The sequence below is a fragment of the Arthrobacter sp. H5 genome (assembly GCF_000520595.1).
GTDB lineage: Bacteria > Actinomycetota > Actinomycetes > Actinomycetales > Micrococcaceae > Arthrobacter_D.
In genome coordinates, this window is the sequence record NZ_KI914990.1 from 30138 (window position 1) to 46352 (window position 16215).

16 protein-coding genes are annotated in these 16215 nt (G+C 63.2%); 7 read left to right on the forward strand and 9 right to left on the reverse strand.

The features are described 5' to 3' along the window. The 7 genes from Y708_RS24010 to Y708_RS0109335 form a co-directional block, all read right to left on the reverse strand. Positions 1–1147, reverse strand: a 1147-nt coding sequence (locus Y708_RS24010; protein ID WP_035775829.1) for an alkaline phosphatase family protein, incomplete at its 3' end; no start/stop codon positions are given. Between the two features lie 66 nt (positions 1148–1213). Continuing rightward, positions 1214–2338 (reverse strand): metabolite traffic protein EboE, encoded by a 1125-nt coding sequence (eboE, locus tag Y708_RS0109310; RefSeq protein WP_028279725.1) that lies wholly within the window; start codon positions 2336–2338, stop codon positions 1214–1216. Further along, positions 2338–3216 carry a TatD family hydrolase gene (locus Y708_RS0109315; protein WP_028279726.1) on the reverse strand — a complete coding sequence of 293 codons (879 nt, stop codon included), beginning with the start codon at positions 3214–3216 and terminating at the stop codon, positions 2338–2340. The genes eboE and Y708_RS0109315 overlap by 1 nt, the downstream gene beginning before the upstream one ends. 12 nt (positions 3217–3228) lie before the next feature. Then, on the reverse strand, positions 3229–4725 hold the full coding sequence (locus tag Y708_RS0109320) for an EboA domain-containing protein (RefSeq protein WP_216699763.1): 1497 nt from the start codon (positions 4723–4725) through the stop codon (positions 3229–3231). Next, positions 4722–5618, reverse strand: coding sequence for an SCO3242 family prenyltransferase (locus Y708_RS0109325; RefSeq protein WP_028279728.1), 897 nt, complete (start codon positions 5616–5618; stop codon positions 4722–4724). The genes Y708_RS0109320 and Y708_RS0109325 overlap by 4 nt, the downstream gene beginning before the upstream one ends. Then, positions 5618–6865 carry an inositol-3-phosphate synthase gene (locus Y708_RS0109330; RefSeq protein WP_216699764.1) on the reverse strand — a complete coding sequence of 416 codons (1248 nt, stop codon included), beginning with the start codon at positions 6863–6865 and terminating at the stop codon, positions 5618–5620. Before Y708_RS0109330 ends, Y708_RS0109325 begins: the two co-directional genes overlap by 1 nt. A 75-nt stretch (positions 6866–6940) precedes the next feature. Beyond that, positions 6941–7987: a sugar phosphate isomerase/epimerase family protein gene (locus Y708_RS0109335; protein WP_028279730.1), complete on the reverse strand. Its 1047-nt coding sequence runs from the start codon at positions 7985–7987 to the stop codon at positions 6941–6943. Positions 7988–8236: 249 nt separating this feature from the next. Between Y708_RS0109335 and Y708_RS0109340 the strand changes: the two genes are divergently transcribed. The 4 genes from Y708_RS0109340 (at position 8237) to Y708_RS0109355 (ending at position 12546) form a co-directional block, all read left to right on the forward strand. Continuing rightward, the gene (locus Y708_RS0109340; protein WP_028279731.1) at positions 8237–9445 is read left to right on the forward strand and encodes an ROK family transcriptional regulator; all 1209 of its coding nucleotides are present in this window, start codon (positions 8237–8239) and stop codon (positions 9443–9445) included. A 458-nt stretch (positions 9446–9903) separates the two neighbouring features. Then, complete coding sequence (locus Y708_RS0109345) at positions 9904–10842, forward strand: sugar phosphate isomerase/epimerase family protein (RefSeq protein WP_028279732.1); 939 nt, start codon at positions 9904–9906, stop codon at positions 10840–10842. Between the two features lie 134 nt (positions 10843–10976). Further along, positions 10977–11540, forward strand: coding sequence for an orotate phosphoribosyltransferase (pyrE, locus tag Y708_RS0109350; RefSeq protein WP_028279733.1), 564 nt, complete (start codon positions 10977–10979; stop codon positions 11538–11540). A gap of 10 nt (positions 11541–11550) precedes the next feature. Then, entirely contained in the window at positions 11551–12546 is a 996-nt protein-coding gene (locus tag Y708_RS0109355; RefSeq protein ID WP_028279734.1) for an alpha/beta hydrolase, read from the forward strand. On the opposite strand, the gene Y708_RS0109360 is transcribed toward Y708_RS0109355, so the two are convergent. Both Y708_RS0109360 and Y708_RS0109365 read right to left on the reverse strand, forming a co-directional pair. After that, positions 12530–13258, reverse strand: coding sequence for a tyrosine-protein phosphatase (locus Y708_RS0109360; protein ID WP_051478854.1), 729 nt, complete (start codon positions 13256–13258; stop codon positions 12530–12532). The two genes, Y708_RS0109355 and Y708_RS0109360, sit on opposite strands and share 17 nt — an antisense overlap. 2 nt (positions 13259–13260) lie before the next feature. Further along, the gene (locus Y708_RS0109365) at positions 13261–14040 is read right to left on the reverse strand and encodes an HAD-IIA family hydrolase (RefSeq protein WP_028279736.1); all 780 of its coding nucleotides are present in this window, start codon (positions 14038–14040) and stop codon (positions 13261–13263) included. Between the two features lie 72 nt (positions 14041–14112). Here Y708_RS0109365 and Y708_RS0109370 point away from each other — a divergent pair, with 72 nt between their 5' ends. The 3 genes from Y708_RS0109370 to Y708_RS0109380 form a co-directional block, all read left to right on the forward strand. Then, positions 14113–14748 carry a TrmH family RNA methyltransferase gene (locus tag Y708_RS0109370; RefSeq protein ID WP_028279737.1) on the forward strand — a complete coding sequence of 212 codons (636 nt, stop codon included), beginning with the start codon at positions 14113–14115 and terminating at the stop codon, positions 14746–14748. 81 nt (positions 14749–14829) lie between these two features. After that, positions 14830–15849, forward strand: coding sequence for a class II fructose-bisphosphate aldolase (gene fbaA, locus Y708_RS0109375; RefSeq protein ID WP_028279738.1), 1020 nt, complete (start codon positions 14830–14832; stop codon positions 15847–15849). After that, positions 15850–16215: DUF3151 domain-containing protein (locus Y708_RS0109380; RefSeq protein ID WP_028279739.1), on the forward strand; the 366-nt coding region annotated here is incomplete at its 3' end.

Consider the following 16215-nt stretch of genomic DNA (forward strand, 5'->3'; position numbering starts at 1 on the left):
TGGCGAGCCTGTCTGCAGGGTTGAAGAACAGCTCGGCAGGGTCATAGCCGGGCTTCCGGTGAATGTCGACCCCCCGTGCGTATTCCGGTGCCCGGGCATCGTCCAGCCAGAAGTAGTAGGTGAACCAGGCACCCGGCTCCGCTATCACAACAAGTTCACCAGAGCGCTCGTGGTCGAGCCCGTACCGGCCCTGCGCCTGGCGGTCGAGCACCTCGTCCACTCCGTCAGTCCCCCGAAGGAGCGCTGCCACCCGCTCGACGTCCGATGGATCGGCGATGTACACGTGTGCAACCTGGTGGTCAGCTACGGCAAACGCCCGGGACGTCCACGGATCCAGTTGCTCCCGGCCGTCCTGGACGTACACCTCAAGCAGTCCCTCCCGCCGCAGCACACGATTGATGTCCACCGGCGTGCGGGCCTCCTCAATGCCGTACTCGGCTACAGCGATCACTGCGTACCCGCGTGTCTCGGCTTCGTCCAGCAGGGGCGCGAGAACCGCATCCAGCTCGGCGGCTGCGCGCGCTGCCTCGGGAGAATCCGGTCCAAACCGCTGGAGGTCGTAATCGAGATGCGGCAAATAGGCCATCAGCAGATTGGGAGACTGGTTCCGCATAACATGCCGTGTGGAATTCACGATCCATTGGCTCGACTGAATGGTGGCCGTCGGTCCCCAGTACTGGAACAGTGGAAAGTCACCGTACTGGCCAACCAGCTCGTCATGCAGGGCCCGGGGGCGCATGTAGGCGTCGGGCGATTTTCGGCCGTCCGCATGGTAAACCGGCCGCGGTGTCACGGTGAGGTCGGTGGTCATCCCCATGGCGTACCACCAGCAGATATTTCCTGCCCGATACCCGGGATCATGGCGCCGTGCTGTCTCCCAGATGTTTTCACCCGCGACCAGCCCGTTGTGTTGGCGCCAGAAGAACACATCTCCAAGCTCCCGGAAGTACCAGCCGTTCCCCACAACGCCGTGCTCGGCGGGCGACAGGCCGGTCAGCATGGTGGACTGGACGGTGCAGGTCACCGCCGGCAGAACCGTCGCCAGCTCCGATGACCATCCCTGCGCGGCCAGTTTGGTCAGGCGGGGCATATGGCGCAGGGCTTGTGCAGTCAGCCCTACGACGTCCAGCAGCAGTACGGGTTTCACAGTTCTTCCTTGCTGTCTTATTGCGGAATACGGATGGATGCCTGGTGTGCGGAGGTCCCGGCGCGCTTACGACGCCGGTGCTGCCGCGAGAAGGTGGGACTCCGCCCACCCAATCTCGGCGGCGATTCCGTCGACGATGCCCACCTGCCCTCCGGGCAGGACGCTCCAGGTGTAGGTTTCGATGTCCAGGTGCACCTCGTGCCCATAGGCCCTGCGGTCAATCTCGGCAACTGTCTGTCGCAGCACCTCGGCCGTCGTTTCCAGAGGCGCTGAAGGGACGTGATGGAGAGGTATATGGAAGTGCACCCGCCAAGGGCCCTCGCCCGGCAGTTCGTCGAGAGCCTCCGCCAGATCGTCAGCCGCGAGAACGCCATGCGCAGCCGATTCACGCACCTGATGGAGGTACCGGGGTTCAGCGAAGGCAGTTAGCGCTGCGTGGGCGGCGGCGCTCGAGGGGTCAGGAACATGCAGGGCAGATGACGCCTGTACCTTTACGATCCGCAGACCAGTAGCGTCGATCTGCTTGACGGCGTCGGCCGGGTCGGCGAAAGAAACCGCGAGGTGGCAGGTGTCCACACACAGGCCGACGAACTCGGGATCGAGGCCGCGTTCAGTTCGAGCCCCCAGCCAACCGACGACATCGGCGACCGTATCGAGCACGCAGCCCGGCTCCGGTTCGACGGCGATGCGGATGGTCTTTCCGGTGCGTTCCCGAAGGTCCCGCAAACGGGAGCTCAGCTCGGCAAACGCGAGGGTGGCGGCGTCGTCGTCCTTCTGTGTCCACCGCTCACGCCAGGCAAGGGGCAGGGTCGAGATTGAGCCGTCCGTGTCCTCCGGCAGCAATTCCGCGAGCACTTCGGCGCAGTCCAGGGTGTACTCCAGCCGCTCCCGCTCCGCCCACGTGGGCTTGTAGACATCGAGTTTGACCACGTCATTGTGGAATCCGCCGTAGGGGAACGCGTTGATCGTGTGCAGCTGCAGCCTTTCTGCCGTCAGAACCTCGCGGAGCACTGCGAGATCATCGGCGCTCCCGGCAAGCTGGCGTGCCAACCCGGCGGGAAGCCAGAGCCCTACACCGAGAACGTCCAGCCCGGCCTTGCGGCGGATGGGTCCGGAGTACTCGCGAAGCTGCCGGATCACGCCGTCGAGATCCTCGGCAGGATGGACGTTGGTGCAGTAGGAAAGGAGCATCAGGCGCGAGCCCCTCGCAGGACCGAGTTGCCCTCGAAGCCCGCCGCGGCTTCGGGCAGCTCTGCCGCGTCGAACCCGGGGATCGGGTCCAGGATCAGCTGGCCGCTCTGACCGTAAAACTCGACGGGGTTGCGCCAGAGAACCTGGTCGACGTCGTCGGCTGTGAACCCGGCCGCGAGCATCGCGTTGGCGGTGCTGAGGGTTTTCAGGGGGTCCGACCTGCCCCAGTCTGCCGCGGAATTGACCAGCACACGTTCGGTTCCGTAGCGGCTGAGGATGGCGACCATGCGCTGCTCATCCATTTTAGTGTCTGGGTAGATCGAGAACCCCATCCAGGCTCCCGCATCCTTCACGATCTCAACATTTGTCTCATTGAGGTGGTCAACAACGACCATGCCGGGTGCAACGCCCGACTCACGGACGACGTCGAGCGTCCGGTGGGTGCCGGCGAGCTTCTCCCGGTGCGGGGTATGCACCATTGCTGGCAGCGAATACTCGAGCGCGAGTTCCAGTTGACGGCTGAATGCCTCGTCCTCGGCGGGAGTCATCGAGTCGTAGCCGATCTCGCCGACGGCAACCACGCCCTCCTTCACCAGGTAGCGGGGAATCTCGTCCAGGACGGGAACGCAGCGGGGGTCGTTCGCCTCCTTGGGATTGAGTGCGATGGTGGCGTGGTGGCGGATGCCGAACTGTGCCGCGCGGAACCGCTCCCACCCCAGCAGGGAGTCGAAGTAGTCGATGAAGGAGCCGACGTTGGTGCGGGGCTGGCCCAACCAGAACGCGGGTTCCACGAGGGCGCGCACTCCGCTGGCGTACAGCGCCTCGTAATCATTGGTGGTGCGGCTTGTCATGTGGATGTGCGGATCGAAAATGCGCATGGCTTGCTTCCCTTATGAAGAGGTCGAATGGCTGGGGGAGGACCGCAGGAGCAGCTGGACATCATCCGGGATGGGACGCCCTGCGGCGCTGCGTTCGGCGGCGAAGCCGCCTGCCATCCGGGCAAGCTCGTCATCGGCCCGTTCGTCGAGATCCGTGACGGCGTTGAGGCTTATCCCCATGAACACGAGCTTCAGGATGGCATGGCGCCAGTTGTGCTGGTCCAGATAGGCGGCCCCGAACGGACCGACTGCGGCGGCCACAACGCCGTTTTCATTGGTTCGCAGGGCTTCCGTTGTCAGGCGCAGCCCCGCCGTGACGACGACGTCGGGAAGCTTCGGTGAGCTTGCGGCCAGCGCTCCCAAACCCCTGAGCACGCCACGGCGCTCCGCTGAGTCTCCGTTGTTATAGAGCGTCAGCAGGGCCTCAGCCAATTCATCCGGCGGGAGGAACTCGCCAAGCCGGCCGACCAACTGACCCCGTGCATGGTCGCTTCTGATGCCGAACAGGACACCGGTGGGATCGGAGTCCGGACGGAGAGGCTGGCGGCCGACGCGGCGACCGGCCAAAGCGAAGGTCTGGGTAAGGGTGCCAGGATCGGCAGCGATCGCCGTCGTACTCTCCTGCAGCCAGCGTTCCGTTTCCCTTACGGTTTCTGAGGCTGCCCACCCTGCGCGGAGCGCCTCGATGCTGCGCGCCGCCAGCCCCGGAGCGTCATAGGAGTGCCGCGGCAGTTCGACGGCGGCCACACCGCGGTAGTCCAGTTCGGCCAGGGTGGCGAGTGCGAGGGGCAGATCGACGGTACCTTCACCGAACGGCAGGTGCTCGTGGGCATGCGGGCGCATGTCGTCCAGTTGAACGTTGGCCAGCAGCGGACCGGCCTGCAGGAGGGCACCGCGCACACCGCCGGGCTCGACCACCACACAGTGGCCGATATCAACGGTCACCCGCAGGTTGTCCGGATCACCCAGCGTCTCGCGAAGGCGCAGCGCGTCAGAGACCGTCTCGACCAGCATGCCGGGTTCCGGTTCGACGGCGAGAAGGACGTTCTTGCCGCGGGCATACTCGACGATTTCCGCGACCCGCGCGGTAAGCCGCTGCCATCCCGTCTCCAGGGCGGTTCCCTCTGGAAGTATTCCGGAGAAGAAGGAGACGCACTCCGCCTGCAGGGCCGCTGCAATGTCGACGGCGCGGCACAGGAAGTCGACTCGGCTCGCAGCATTTTCATCCACCAGGGCGGGCCGGTGCTTGTGGCGCGGGTCCAGCAGGAAGCGGGTACCCGTTTCAATGACGACGCGAAGACCCAGCTTATTGAGCCGGCTTTGCAGGAACTGCAGCTGTGCGTCCAGGTCTTCTGCAAACGGATCCAGGTGCGGATGGCCCAGGGTCAATGCCGCTGCGTCGTAGCCCTGTTCGGCAAGCAGCTCGAGCGCTACGGGAAGGGGGTGATCGGTGAAACCGTTGGTGCCGTACCCCAGGCTGAAGGTCATCGCGGATGGAGTTGCTGTCATGACTCGCTCATCCTTCTGTTCCTGGGACGGGAGCGCATGATCTTGCCGAACAGATCCACCGACGCAAGCACTCCTGCGGCGGCGACGTTTCCGTGGCGAAGGGTGAGTGCTGCCTGCAGGGGGATCATCGCCCGGATGCCTGCCTTGGTGGCCTCGAGGACGTTCTTCGCCACCGGGTTGCGGGCAGCCCGAACCTGGGCCGGACCGCACCGGGCGGCGTAGGCGGCAGTCGCCCCAAGTACGGCAAGGATCTGGTTGCGGGACCCCGTGCTGCCGGCTGTCACTGCACCGGCGACGATTGCACTGGCAAGCAAGCCCGTGCCAGCAGCGACGCCGGAGGCCGTCGTCGTCGTTGTTCCGTTTACTTCGCCGCGGGAAAGGAGGGTGATAGCCACTGTGTGACCGCCCACAATGCCCGCAGCGGCGAGTGCGGGGCGCAGGTGCCCGGCACCGGCGCCCATGAGAACGTCCAGGGCCCGGCAGGACCCCATGGTGAGTGCGCCCGACACCGCATGGTTCTTGGCGAGGAGGTCGTAGGTCCAGATTGAGGCCGCGAGGGGAACTCCCACAGCGAACGCCCGCCTGCCTCCACCGGCGGCGCTGAGACCGAGCCCGGCAACGGTAAGGGCCGCTGCCACGGTGAGGGCGTTTCGTGCGCTGATCCTCCCGGATGGTATCGGCCGTTCCGGCCGCTCGCGGTCGTCGGTCTCGCGGTCGGCGTAGTCGTTTAGCGCCATGCCGCCGGCATAGAGGCAGGCGCTCGCGAGAGGGAGGACAATCCGTCGGCCGTTGAGCGCATGCCCTGCGGCGGACCCGCCCGCGAGGGTGTCGCCGAGGACGGTAAGTACGGCCGGCGCGCGGACCAGTTCAAGAAGGTCGTTGATCCGGCTCATTACTGATCAAGGCTCCTAGTGCCGACCGTCAGCCTGGCGCTTGCCGCCTGTGCCCACTCCACGAGGTTGCGGGTTTGGTTGGCGAACGAGTGCTCGTCACTGCCCCAGGGATCCTTGAAGAAGAATCCGAGAGCGCTGACATGACCTTCTTCTCCGGCAGCGTGGGCTAGGGCCATTAACCGCGAGAGGTCAAGCACCATGGGCGCTGCCAGCATGGAGTCGTAGGCACTCCAGGTCGTCTGCAGTGTGAGGCGCGAGCCGAGGAAACCCTCAACGTTAATGTGGTCCCAGGCCACCTTCGTCTCGCCAAGATCCTGAACGTTGTCAATGTGAAGCGGAGTGACCGCACCTCCGGTCAACTTCTGAAGCCCGCGGTTCTTGGACTGAAGCTTTCCTGAAACGGCCTGCGGGTCAGCGAGCGTGGCGCCGTCACCGCCGCCGAGCAGGTTGGTTCCTGCCCATGACAGGACGCGAAGCCCACGGGCGGCAAACGCTGGTGCCAGGACGGATCGCAGCCAGGTCTGGCCCGTCTTGCCGTCCTGTCCAGCGGTTGGAACGTGGTGCCGGTCGGCGAGTTCGCGCAGCGCAGGCACATTGAGGGCGGTGGAGGGTGTGAAACACACGTAGGGAGAGCCAGCCAGGATGGCGGCGTAGGCGCCGACCGAGCTCGGCGGCAGCACCGAGCGTGCCGGGTCCTCCAGCGCGGCCAGCAGCAGGTCTGCGTCAGCGAACTCCGGGATGGGTGCAACCGGAGCTTCGGTGGAAGCGACGTCAAGAACAATGACGCGGTTCAAACCGTTGGAGTGCTTGAAATCAGAGATGTCCCGGGCGAGCCGGCGCGCCACTTCGGTCTGTGACTCGGATTGCTGTGCGGGATCGTAGCCGGGCCGCACACGCTGGTCAGCTTCCATAAGTTGGGAGCGGACGGATTCGAAGAGGTGGAGCGGCAGCATCCCCGACTCAACGAGGGATTCAGCACGCTTCGCCATGCAAACGCCGCTGATGTCGTGGCCGCCCACCACAAGATCCGCGAAGTTGGGAAGATGCACCGAGCCGAAGGACTCCTGCTCGGTGACGCAGCCGGTGGCGTTCGCAAGGCCGGCGGAGATGGCGGCAAGGCCCACGGCGGCTGTCGTTGCCACGGACCCGCGGGCGCCGATCAGCCAGATGCCGGTCTTGCCGTAGGCATGCGAGGTCAATTCTGCGCTCGTGGTCACGCCCGGCGTCCCTTCTGCTGATGTACCCAATTCAATTTCCTTTCGAAGTGCACTGGTGCAGGCGCCGCTCGCGTCCTTCGCGGAGGCGGCGGCGTTGAGCAAATGTCAGTAGGAGTAGCAGGTGAGGAAGTTGAAGCTGTCCTCGGCGAACTCGCGGGTGGCAGGGGCGCCATCGCGCTCCACCACGTAGTAATTCACCGATCCCTGGGCAGCGTCGAGGATGGGCGCCCAGTCGATCTCGCCCTCGCCGACGTCGGTCGGGATGGCGCGCGCGTTACCGTTGAGGAAGCCGTCCTTTATGTGCAGGAGTTCGATGCGGTCGCCGTGCTCTTCGATGAGGCTGACGACGTCGACACCTGCGTCAGCGGCCCAGAGTACGTCCAGCTGGAACGTCACATACCGGGGATCCGTGTTCTCGACCAGGATTTCCCAGGCGCTCTTGATTTCACCGGTTTGCGGGTCCGCGTACTGGGTGGTGAACTCGCCCTGGTGGTTGTAGGCGAAAATTTTGCCTGTACCCGACTTTTTGGACTTCTCACCAAGGCGGTTCAGGGCTTCCGCCGTAGCAAGGGTGTCCTCAAGTGTGCTGATACCCGGCGACGCCGATCCGCCGGATCCCATGTACTTCTGCCCGACGGTCTTCGTATACGCGATGGTTGCGTCGAACTGTGCCTCATTGGTGCTTCCGTGCGATGCCGGGGCCTTCAGGCCGTATTCGCCGAGCAAATCTGCGAATTCTGCTGCTGTCCGGCCCTCGTAGGTACCGCCGAACGGCTCAACATTCTGATAGCCGATCTCGCTCAGCTCAGCAAGGACCGCTTCGGTGCCCACCTGACGGGTCCATCCCGCATAACTGAACATCTGAATGGAGATCTTGCTGGCCGGAACACTTTTACCTGCGCAATCGGCTGCCGAGTTTGCGTTATCAGAGACAGGAGCTGCGGCCGCGGGACCAGTCAGAACGGCCGTTGCCGCAATAGCCAGTGAAGCTGCTGCCGCAAGTCTGCGCGTTGGCCCTCGCTTGGAGCGGACGCTGCCGAAATGGATGTCCTTGATCAAAGCTTCCTCCTTGAAGTGATACTGAATCTCGGTCCTCGCTGATCGTCCGTGCTGCTCCAGAACGGTGGGATCCCGGGAGGAGACGCCGATCACAATGAACCTAACATGACTAATGGCGACAAACAACGAATGTCGTATTGTGCCCGATATATTCGCGCAACATTCAGCAAGCATTAGATCGGCTCGACAAGAGGTTATGTGGATTTGAAACCCAAGCCGCTGCGGCGTGTCGCTTAGTAAGCACTCGACGCCAAAATGACGCAGAAACGAGCGCGCCAGAGGAAGGGCGTCCTAATCGAGATCGAGAAGCGCTTTCGTCGACAAATATGCTGTAATTAGTCGATGAGTGACATAAGTAGCTTCAACGGCCTAGGTTCGTCGGGAGCAAGCGAACTGTTCCAGTTACTGCGGGACGGGCGCCCCCGCACCAGAACCGAACTGGCGGAGCAGTTGGGACTCGCTCGGTCCACGGTGACGCTTCGCATCGAGGCGCTCATGGAACTGGGGCTGGTTGGTTTCGTGGATGACGCCGTCTCCACCGGTGGCCGCCCATCCTCCCGGATAGCGTTGAAGGCCGGCAGCAAAGTAGTTCTGGGTGTGGACATCGGTGCCTCTCATCTGCGCGTGGCTGTTACAGACCTCACGGGGCACCGCGTGCGTGAAGCTGGACGCACAATAGAAGTTACCCAGGGCCCCGACGTCGTGCTTCGGGCGGTCGTTGAGCTGGGCACTGAATTGCTCAAAGAGACGGGCCGCGGGATGACCGATCTGCTGGCTATCGGCATAGGCGTACCGGGACCTGTCGAGCATCGAACCGGCAGGCCTATCAACCCACCGATAATGCCCGGTTGGAACGGTTATGACGTTCCCGGTCATCTGCAGGGCCACTTCCACGTCCCGGTCCTCGTGGATAACGATGTGAACATCATGGCGCTGGGTGAGCGCAATGTTGCCTGGCCAAACGTGGACAACCTGATCTTCGTCAAGGTCGCTACAGGCATCGGTTCAGGAATTGTTTCCAGCGGCATACTGCAGCGGGGTGCGGACGGTGTCGCAGGAGATATCGGGCACATTCGCGTGCATAACGGTACGGGACTTCCCTGCCACTGTGGCAACAAGGACTGCCTCGAGGCAGTTGCATCCGGGCCGGCGGTTGCATCGAAGTTGCGCGCGCTCGGGTTGGAAGCCAACACCAGCGAGGATGTCGTTCGGCTGGTCGGGGCCGGAACCACGGAAGCCGTCCATGCGGTGCGCCAAGCCGGCAGGGACGTGGGTGAGATCCTGTCTGCGTGTGTGAGCCTCATCAATCCCTCTGTCATTGTCATCGGGGGCTCGATGGCGCTCACGGGCGAGCATTTCATAGCAGGCATCCGCGAAGTCGTCTATTCGCGGACGATACCACTGGCCACCCAGCATCTTCAGATTGTCCAGTCCAGCTCCGGGCTCGACGCCGGTGTGCTCGGCGCCAGCATGCTGGCCATTCACCATGCCATGTCCCCGCAGCGCATTGATGCCATGGTACTCGGCCTGTCCGGCTCAATGGCAGGCTGAGCAAGCAAACTTCTCCCGACTCCTGTCGACTTTTGCTTGACAGACAACAAAACCTGGAATTAGTCTTGAACAGGAAGCCCGGTCACCGGTGGCGCTACCTGAAAGTCCGCGCCGTCGATGGCCGGCCAAGCTGAGTATCAACAGTTTCGGCTTGGGTTTCGGGCGTGAATAGCGCGCTTGAAACCTGGGAATTTATGTCAGCGAAAGTGTGCACTACCTCAACACCATGAGTTCCCACCACCATCGCGTCAGTTACTGATTGATGGAAAACGGTGGAGCGCGGAGCACACGGCGAGGACGTCGTGTGTCACGCAACCAACCGTTAGGTGGTCGCTGCTGCCGGGCCGTGTTCAGTTTCCGCTGCGAACTCCCGTAATCAAACCGCTGCGCTGCAGCTTCACATGCTTCCCCGCCAAAGCCGGTGTGGTGAAGCATTCACTGCCAGGAAAGGCAAACATATGTGCTTCGGATTCAATGCCCCAGGCGCCCTTCGTCGCTCGTTGGAAGAGAAGGGGGTCGATCGGCGCAGCTTCCTGAGGGGAGCGGTGGCGGCAGGTGTGGGTGCCGGCCTCGTCGGCATCGGCGGGACCGCTGCCATGGCGGCTCCGACTGCCAAGGCGGGACACAGGGTTCCGCCAGGACTGATCAGCATCCAGCTGTACACGCTGCGTTCGATCATGAGTGGCGAGGGTGTGGACACGACGCTGGCAAGCCTCGCCGATTTCGGTTACACCAAAGTTGAACTCGCCGGACTGTATGGACGCACCGCCGAAGCCATGCGGTCCACTCTCGACTCGCTGGGTATCACACCCTCCTCAAGCCACGACGGAATCAGCAACAGTGCAGCGGCTCTTGAAACGAAGATTGCCAACGCGGTCACGCTCGGGCAGACGCACATCAACGTGCCGTACCTGGCTTCCAGCAATGCGGATGATTGGCGCAGGTGGGCGGACCAGATGAATGTGGAGGCCGCCGTCGCCCGCGAATCGGGACTGAAGTACGGCTACCACAACCATGCGCACGAGTTCACCACCGATCTCGGCAGCGGGCTCACCCCGTGGGAAATCTTCACCAGCCGCCTCGATCCGGAGCTGGTCCACCTCGAGGTTGACCTCTACTGGGCCGTGACTGGCGGCGTCGGCGTCGGTGCAGCAGATCCCATTCAGTTCGCCATCGACACCATCCAGCAAGCTCCGCAGAAGGTGCTGCAGTACCACGTGAAGGATCGGGACTCCGCGGGTGGTTTCGCTGACCTCGGCACTGGCACGATCGACTTCGGCCGCATCTTTGAGGCCCACAGGCCGAAGGAATACATTGTCGAGAACGACCAGCCGGATGTGACGCCGCTGCAGACGGCCGAGGTGGGTTATGACTATCTGAGGTCCCTGCACTACTAAAACCGTAGCAACACAGCTTTGCATCTTCACCGTTGATTGAGCTCGTAGAGGTCCGTGCATAGGGATCTCTACGAGCTCGATTAACGAGTGCATCGTGTTCATGACCCCGCAGCCTCACTGGATAGACTCGTTATATGACTGACACCACCGCCGCCCGCGCCCGCCTGCGGGAACTCATCCAGGAACTGGCCGTCGTCCACGAGAAGGTAACCCTCTCCAGCGGCAAGGAGGCCGATTACTACATCGACCTCCGCCGCGTCACCCTTCATCACGAGGCCTCGGCCCTGGTGGGCCAGGTAATGCTGGACATGCTCGACGACGCCGGCATCCAGTTCGAGAGCGCAGGCGGCCTGACAATGGGCGCAGACCCCGTGGGTACCGCCGTGATGCACGCCGCCGGCCAGCGGGGAAGGAACATCGACGCCTTTGTGGTACGCAAGGCCCAGAAGACGCACGGAATGGCCCGCCAAGTGGAGGGCCCGGACGTGGCGGGGCGCGCCGTCGTCGTGCTTGAAGACACCTCCACCACTGGTGGATCCGCGCTGACCGCTATAGAGGGTGTACGCAGGGCAGGCGGAAACATTCAAGCGGTGGCCGTGATTGTGGACCGCGACACCGGCTCCAAGGAACGCATTGAGGCCGAAGCCGGCGTCCCATATCTGTTTGCGTTCGGCAAGGACGAACTGGGCCTCGCCTGATCCCCGCGACATGACCAGCGAACCTGAACGGCTGCTGCACTACGCTCATGGGCTGAAACGGATGTCGCGCCGGCGATTCATTGCCGGTTCGGCGTTTGGCCTGGCACTGGCTGCTGACCTTTTTGTCACCCGCCGCATCCAGGAGGAGCGGGAGACGCTGAGCATCATTCCCATTGAGGATGAGTTCGCCGACCGTCACTTCCCCAACGCCCGTTGGGTTCTCTTCCCCGGATACAAGACCAGCTGGGAGGAGGGTGTCTGGATCATGAATTCACTGCGGCCGGTGCTGAGCCGGCGGGCGCGGCTTGCCGTGATGGGCTACTCCAACCGCGGGCTGGATCTCAACGCGATTGTGGCTGCCATGCGCCGGTATGTGCGTACCCTGCAGATCGACACCCTTTATTTCTACGGACACAGCTTCGGCGGCATGGTGGCCGTAGAGGTTGCCTCCCGACTCCGTGAGGTAGGGGTAAACGTCGAGTTCATTGTGCTGGATTCCAGCCCGCACTCCAGGTCCGACGTCATTGATCAGGCCATGTTCGACGGCGTTGTCTACCTTTACGAGGCGGGTTACCGGGTGCCATCCATCCTCCGCGGCGGCTATGAGTTGGGCGAGCGCATTGTCCACAAGGACGAGCGCACCTGGTCCCAGATCATCGACCAGACGTTGGAGCAGCTTTCCCCGTTGGCGCCGTCCAGCATCCTCATTCAGTCGCAGGCGTCATACATTTTCCATTACAACGTTGCCCGTTTCAGTCTGGGTGACACACCGCTCGCGTTTATTGGCAATCCTGGAGACGGCACCGTGAATTACTCGACAGCCCGGCCCGGCTGGGCGGGCGCCTTCCCGGATAACATGGTGTCCGCGGATCTGGTCACCGAAGGCGCCCTTCCAGCGCACGCGAGCCCGCAGTGGAATCCGCTGATCTACCAGGGCGTGGTGGAAGAGCTGCAGGACGAGTTTCTGCCGCTGCCCAACGGCGGTGGGTTCAAGAGCGTTTACTGAGTGCTTCACGCAACTGCGCAAGCTCCTCCCCGGTCATCCCGGCGCGGGCAAGGAACCCATCCACCGTCGCGTACTCCCGACGCAGGCCGAGAATAAACGTTGCCATTGCGTCCGCGGGAGCAGTCAGGATGACAGGCGGATTCTCGAAGTGCGCCGCCGCCGGCATATGACCGGTCCACAACTCCGCCAGTGCGGGCAGGATTTCCGGCAGGGCGCCGGCGGTGTGGGCGTAATCCTCGATGATCAGCTCATCTTTCACGCCGGCAATCATGAGTACGACGGCGGCGATCACCCCGGTGCGATCCTTACCGGCGGCGCAGTGCACCAGGGTGCGCTTGCCCTCCCTGATCGGATGCAGCGCTCGCAGCACCACTTCCGGCCGGACCGTCAACCAGCTGAGATAGTAGTTGCCCAGGTCCTCTGCGGTCTGCAGACTCATAGTGGCAGCCGGGTCGGCATCGGACGGATCCAGCGGTGCGGCAATTACCTCGATACCGGCGTCGTGCGCCACGAGCCACGGGACCATTCCGGATTCGCGTTCGCTGCGGAGATCCACGATGGTCTCGATACCCTGCCCACTGAGGAACTCCATGGTGGCTTCCGCATCCCAGCCGAATGGCTGACTGGAACGGAAGACCTTCCCCTGGGCCGGAGCGTTCGGATCCTTCGCCGTCAGCTCGGCAATGTCCCGCAGGTTAAGGATTCCGGGCACTGCTAGACCTGCTCGATCAAATCTTGAACCGAATCGACAATCTGCGCCGGACGGAATGGGTACGCCTCAATGTCGGGCCGCTGGGTGATGCCTGTCAGCACCAGCACGGTGTGCAGGCCGGCTTCCATGCCCGCGATGATGTCCGTGTCCATGCGGTCGCCGATCATAGCTGTCGTCTCCGAATGGGCGTCGATCTGGTTCATGGCTGAGCGGAACATCATGGGGTTGGGCTTGCCTACAATGTATGGGGTTCGGCTGGTGGCCGCTGTGATGAGCGCGGCAATGGACCCCGTGGCGGGGAGCGGACCCTCTTTCGACGGGCCGGTGACGTCGGGGTTGGTGGCAATGAACCGCGCGCCGTCGAGGATGAGCCGGATGGCCTTGGTGATGGCCTCGAAGGAGTAGGTGCGGGTTTCGCCGAGGACCACGTAGTCGGGGTTCTGGTCCGTGAGGACAAAGCCTGCCTCGTGCAGCGCCGTTGTCAATCCCGCCTCGCCGATCACGTACGCGCGGCCGCCCGGTAGCTGGTTCTTCAGGAACTGGGCCGTAGCCAAAGCCGATGTCCAGAGGTTCTCCTCCGGTATCTCAAGACCTGAGGCTTTGAGCCTGGCGGCGAGATCACGCGGCGTGTAGATCGAGTTATTGGTCAGCACCAGGAAGCGTTTGGAAGTGGCGACCCACCGTTCAATCAGTTCGGCTGCCCCCGGGATCGCCTGGTTCTCATGCACCAGAACGCCGTCCATATCGGTCAGCCAGCACTCAATGTGTTCGTTCTCGCGCATGCGTCCTCCTGGTAAGCGATGCTTATTTGCCCCATGGGCACCCGGCTCAGTCTTGCACCTTAGGCTGGTCTGGTGAAAGAAACCCCCGAAAATTCGTTGTTACCGGTTGGTGTTGGGCCGTGGGAAGGGCCCCTGCCTGCCGGCGATCAGTGGGATCCAGAGCTCCTTGCCGCGGGGGACACGCGAAACGTTGTGGACGGATACCGCTACTGGCAACATGACGCGATTGTTGCGGACCTGGATTCGCGTCGCCACTCGTTCCATGTTGCGATAGAAAACTGGCAGCACGACCTCAACATCGGCTCCGTGGTGCGCACCGCCAACGCCTTCATGGCCAAGGAAGTACACATCATCGGACGACGGCGGTGGAACCGGCGCGGCGCCATGGTCACCGACCGTTACCAGCACGTGCGGCACCACCCCACGGTCGAAGAGTTTGTGGAATGGGCCGATTCCGAGGGGCTGCGGGTGATCGGCATCGACAATTTTCCGGACTCGGTGCCGCTGGAGACCTATGAACTGCCGCGCAACTGCGTGCTCGTCTTTGGGCAGGAAGGCCCGGGACTGACGCCGGAGGTCCATGCCGCTGCCGACGCCACGTTGTCCATCGCCCAGTTCGGTTCGACGCGATCCATCAACGCCTCAGCGGCTGCCGCGATTGCGATGCACGGGTGGGTTCGGCGGCACGTCTTTGGGCAAGGGGTGTAGCCGTCGTCGTACGTTTCCGTGCGCGGGGCCACGCTCGATAGGATGGTCGCAGCACCCGAGCCCATTCACTAAGGAGTCCTCATGCCTATCGCAACACCTGAGACCTATGTAGAAATGATCGACCGCGCGAAGGCCGGGGGATTCGCGTACCCCGCCGTGAACGTCACTTCGTCTCAGACGCTGAATGCAGCGATGCGCGGATTCGCAGAGGCCGGCTCGGACGGCATTGTGCAGGTATCCACCGGCGGTGCTGCCTACTGGTCCGGTGCATCGGTGAAGGACATGGTTGCCGGTTCACTCGGGTTCGCGGCCTTTGCGCACCAGGTGGCCAAGAATTACGACGTCAACATTGCGCTGCACACCGACCACTGCCCCAAGGACAAGCTGGATGGCTTCGTGTTGCCCTTGCTGGCGGCCTCAGAGGAAGCCGTCAAGAATGGCGGCAACCCCTGGTTCCAGAGCCATATGTGGGACGGCTCGGCGGAAACGCTGGAGGACAACCTGCGGATCGCCCGCGATATTCTGCCCCGCGCGGCAGCTGCCAAGATCATCCTTGAGGTGGAAATCGGTACGGTCGGCGGCGAGGAAGATGGCGTGGAAAACGCCATCAATGACAAGCTTTACACCACGGTCGAAGACGCCATGGCCACCATCGAGGCCCTCGGCGCCGGCGAAAACGGGCGCTACCTCACGGCGCTGACCTTCGGCAATGTCCACGGTGTCTACAAGCCGGGCGGCGTGAAGCTGCGCCCGGAGATCCTCAAGGACATCCAGCAGCAGGTCGGTGCCAAGATCGGCAAGGATAACCCCTTTGACCTGGTGTTCCACGGCGGCTCGGGCTCTTCGGAGCAGGAGATTGCGGACGCCGTGTCCTACGGCGTGATCAAGATGAACATCGATACCGACACCCAGTATGCGTTCACCCGCCCGGTGGTGGATCACATGCTTAAGAACTACGACGGCGTGCTGAAGGTGGACAACGAGGTGGGCAACAAGAAGGTCTACGATCCCCGCGTATGGGGTGCCTCGGCCGAAGCCGGCCTGGCTGCCCGCGTGGTCGAAGCCGCCGCTTCACTGGGCTCCGCCGGAAAGAAGCTCTAGATGTCGGACGAGTTCCGCAAGAATCTGCTGGGTCCCGAGCCCACACTGCTCCCGCTTGAGGAAGACTTAACGTCGCGCCTGGAGGCGGGCGATGAGGCTGTGGATCTGGCAGCCAAGCACCCGACGTCGTCCTTGGTGTGGGCCATCCTCGCTGACGAAGCGTATGCCGAGGGCCGCACCATCGAGTCCTACGCTTACGCCCGCACGGGCTACCATCGCGGCCTCGATTCGCTGCGCAAGAACGGCTGGCGCGGAGCTGGCCCGGTTCCTTACTCGCACGAGCCAAACCGCGGCTTCCTTCGGGCGCTGTATGCCCTGGGGAGGGCAGCGGCGTCGATCGGTGAGATCGAGGAAGCCGAGCGGATA

Coding starts and splice junctions, on each gene's coding strand:
- Y708_RS0109340 (WP_028279731.1), top strand. CDS start 8,237: ATGAGTGACATAAGTAGCTTCAACGGCCTAGGTTCGTCGGGAGCAAGC.
- Y708_RS0109320 (WP_216699763.1), bottom strand. CDS start 4,725: ATGACAGCAACTCCATCCGCGATGACCTTCAGCCTGGGGTACGGCACC.
- pyrE (WP_028279733.1), top strand. CDS start 10,977: ATGACTGACACCACCGCCGCCCGCGCCCGCCTGCGGGAACTCATCCAG.
- Y708_RS0109345 (WP_028279732.1), top strand. CDS start 9,904: ATGTGCTTCGGATTCAATGCCCCAGGCGCCCTTCGTCGCTCGTTGGAA.
- fbaA (WP_028279738.1), top strand. CDS start 14,830: ATGCCTATCGCAACACCTGAGACCTATGTAGAAATGATCGACCGCGCG.
- Y708_RS0109315 (WP_028279726.1), bottom strand. CDS start 3,216: ATGCGCATTTTCGATCCGCACATCCACATGACAAGCCGCACCACCAAT.
- Y708_RS0109325 (WP_028279728.1), bottom strand. CDS start 5,618: ATGAGCCGGATCAACGACCTTCTTGAACTGGTCCGCGCGCCGGCCGTA.
- Y708_RS0109365 (WP_028279736.1), bottom strand. CDS start 14,040: ATGCGCGAGAACGAACACATTGAGTGCTGGCTGACCGATATGGACGGC.
- Y708_RS0109355 (WP_028279734.1), top strand. CDS start 11,551: ATGACCAGCGAACCTGAACGGCTGCTGCACTACGCTCATGGGCTGAAA.
- eboE (WP_028279725.1), bottom strand. CDS start 2,338: ATGCTCCTTTCCTACTGCACCAACGTCCATCCTGCCGAGGATCTCGAC.